Source organism: Endozoicomonas sp. ALE010, assembly GCF_049310165.1.
Taxonomy (GTDB): domain Bacteria; phylum Pseudomonadota; class Gammaproteobacteria; order Pseudomonadales; family Endozoicomonadaceae; genus Endozoicomonas.
The window spans coordinates 1-3,026 of record NZ_JBLYNV010000151.1; the positions used below are offsets into that span (position 1 = coordinate 1).

Consider the following 3,026-nt stretch of genomic DNA (forward strand, 5'->3'; position numbering starts at 1 on the left):
CGTTGAGCCCGGGTGTCAGCTCCTGCCCGTTGTCCACCAATTTCGCCATGGCCCACAGCAGGTTGGCGATATGCTGAGGAATAAATTGGTCCTTCTGTGTGTTCACGCGGTGCAATAGCGCGGCCACGGCCTCTTTGAGCCGTGGTGTTTGCTCCTGGCCGTTGTCCACCAGTTTCGCCATGGCCCACAGCAGATTGGTGATTTCCTGTTGTTTAAAGAGAGCTTTCTTGGCATTCACTTGGGGCAACAGCGTGGTCACGGCCTCTTTGAACTCTGGTGTCTGTTCCTGCCCGCTGTCGACCAGTTTTGCCATGGCCCACAGCAGATTGGCGATTTCCTGGGGTTTAAAGTGTGCTTTCTGTACGTTCACGTGGGGCAACAGCGCGGCCAAGGCCTCTGTAAGCCCTGATGTATGCTGCCCGCAGCCGACCAGTTTTGCCATGCCCCACAGCAGGTTGGCGATTTCCTGGGGGTTAAAGTGAGCTTTCTGTGCGTTCACGTGGGGCCACAACGCGGCCACTGCCTCTTTGAGTCCCGGTGTCCGTTCCTGCCCTTTGTCCACCAGTTTCGCCATGGCCCACAGCAGGTTGACAATCCCCTGGGCAGTAAATTGGTTTTTCTGTGCGTTCACCAGGGGCAACAGCGAGGCGACTGTCTTTTTGAACTCTGGTGTCTGCTCCTGGCCTTTGTCCACCAGTTTCGCCATGGCCCACAGCAGGTTGGCGATATGCTGCGGAATAAATTGGTCTTTCTGTGCGTTTACGAGGGGCAACAGCTCGGCCATGGCCTCTTTGAGTTCTGGTGTCTGTGCCTGCCCGTTGTCCACCAGTTTTGCCATGGCCCACAGCAGGTTGGCAATTCCCCGGGCATCAATATCCCTGGCTGGAGGTTTTTGGTTGCACTTGAATATTATTGCATCAAGAAGTGTTGACAATAAGATAGTCTGAGTAAGTTTAACTCGCTCATCCATGGGTTTATGAAGGGTAAAAACACCCGCTGAAGTCAATGAGTGCAGTGTTGTCGTCAGGCTTCGCCAATTCCAGCTCCGGGTTGCGGTAAAATTTTGCAGCAACCGCATCAGCTGGCTTTGTTCTGTTCGATTTAACGGTCTTTGAACAGCTAACGTGTATTTTTTAATTGAACTGGCATAGTGCCCGTGATTTCTCCCATCATAGCGATGACCGAAACGATTCGATTTACTCACCAGATCATCCATTATTTCCTGTTTGATGAGGGCATTAAAATCTTGAGCAGAGTTGACTGAACGGTGTATTAAATATTGAGAAGGGCGTGTGCCAGAAGAACGGTGAAATTCATTACATCCCGGAGTAGAGCGGGGGTAACTATTCCGCTGTCTGACCGTGGCATATCTGTATCTCCCACGCCTTGAAGAAGGGGCATGGCCATTCGGTTGGTTGTAACCGTTATCTGATCTTGTGTATTGACCACTGATACCAGCAGAACTTCTATCCATAATTATCTTTCATTAATTCATGAAAATATGAAAAGCAGACTGCTGTTCTGCTCAGAAGTTCATTTTGCAGAAAAGTTTACTTGAGTCATGGTGGGAGGAAGGCGATTACTGGCTGTTTGTTTTCTTTTTCCTTGCTGGGCTGGTTTGCTCTTGTAAATGTTCTTCGGCAGTTACATATGCAGCACTGCCCACCCTCTTTTAAGTGAAACAGAGTCATGACCCTGTGGCAGGATGCCTACCCTGATCTTTATTTGATCAATATATAGCTTCATTAAATCTTTCTTCAAAAGCTGGTTAGCCGGGATTTCAATGACCTCAAATCCTGCTTTTTGCAGCAGTTCGATTTTAAGCAGAGTCGAGCCTTTTCTGGTATTGAAATCACCACCCACGTAATGAGACGGTCCCTGAATTTCAATCACTATGTTGTGATCTGGCAGAAGCAGGTCAACCGGAGGTAATGAGTTCAGACTCTTTTCTTCTTCGATCTTCAGAGATGGAATAGATGATTGGAGTTGATCGCGAAAGTCGGCTTGGGTTTTTGAAATGTTTGTCTGGTAATGGCGAACGAACGGACAGGCTCTGCCAAGCCAGCTTGCAGCCATGATCATGATGGATTGATCCTCTTCATTATCTGGCGATGTATTTTCCAGGCGAGTGAACAGGTCATCCATGTGCTTTTCAAGCACGTTATTTCGATGGGCATTGGAGTCTAGAGCCAACCTGGCACAGCATACCATTACGGCCCAGAGAGACATCGATATATCATGATGAGATAACTGAGGGTTCTCACTGATTCTATAGACAAGCGATTCGAACGTAGAGGTAACCACGTTCAGCTCAACGAGTTCACCCAGTTTCGCCATGCTCCAAAGCAGGTTAGCGATTTCCTGTGGTTTAAAGTTAGCTTTTTGTGCGTTCACGAGAGGCAATAGCGCGACCACAGCCTCGTTGAGCACTGGTGTCCGCTGCTGCGCGTTGTCCACCAGTTTCGCCACGGCCCATAGCAGGTTGGTGATTGCCTGTGGTGTAAAGTTAGCTTTCTGTGCGTTCACGTGGGGCAACAGCGCGGCCGCGGCCTCCATGAGCCCTGGTATCTTCTCCTGCCCGTTGTCCACCAGTTTCGCCATGGCCCACAGCAGGTTGGCAATGCCCTGGGCATTAAGTTGGTTTTTCTGTGCGTTCACAAGGGGCAACAGGGCAGCCACGGCCTCGTTGAGCCCTGGTGTCTGCTCCAGCCCGCTGTCCACCAGTTTCGCCATGGCCCACAGCAGGTTGGCGATGTGTTGAGGAATAAATTGGTCTTTCTGTGCGTTCACGTGGGGTAGCAGCGCGGCCAAGGCCTCGTTGAGCTCTGGTGTCTGCTCATGCCCGTTGTCCACCAGTTTTGCCATGCCCCACAGCAGGCTGACGATACCCTGTGGTTTAAAGTCAGCTTTTTGTGCGTTCACGGGGGGCAATAGTGCGGCCACGGCCTCGTAGAGCTCTGGTGTCTGCTCCTGTCCGTTGTCCACCAGTTTCGCCATGGCCCACAGCAGGTTGGCAATGCCCTGGG

2 protein-coding genes are annotated in these 3,026 nt (G+C 50.9%); both read right to left on the reverse strand.

Annotated elements, in window-relative coordinates; all coding sequences use genetic code 11:
• The coding region (locus ACO6UY_RS24260) for a DUF1601 domain-containing protein (protein WP_422491613.1) at positions 1-1,474 on the reverse strand (1,474 nt) is incomplete at its 3' end.
• Positions 1,475-1,644: 170 nt separating this feature from the next.
• On the reverse strand, positions 1,645-3,026 hold a 1,382-nt coding region (locus tag ACO6UY_RS24265; RefSeq protein WP_422463915.1), incomplete at its 5' end, for an RAP domain-containing protein.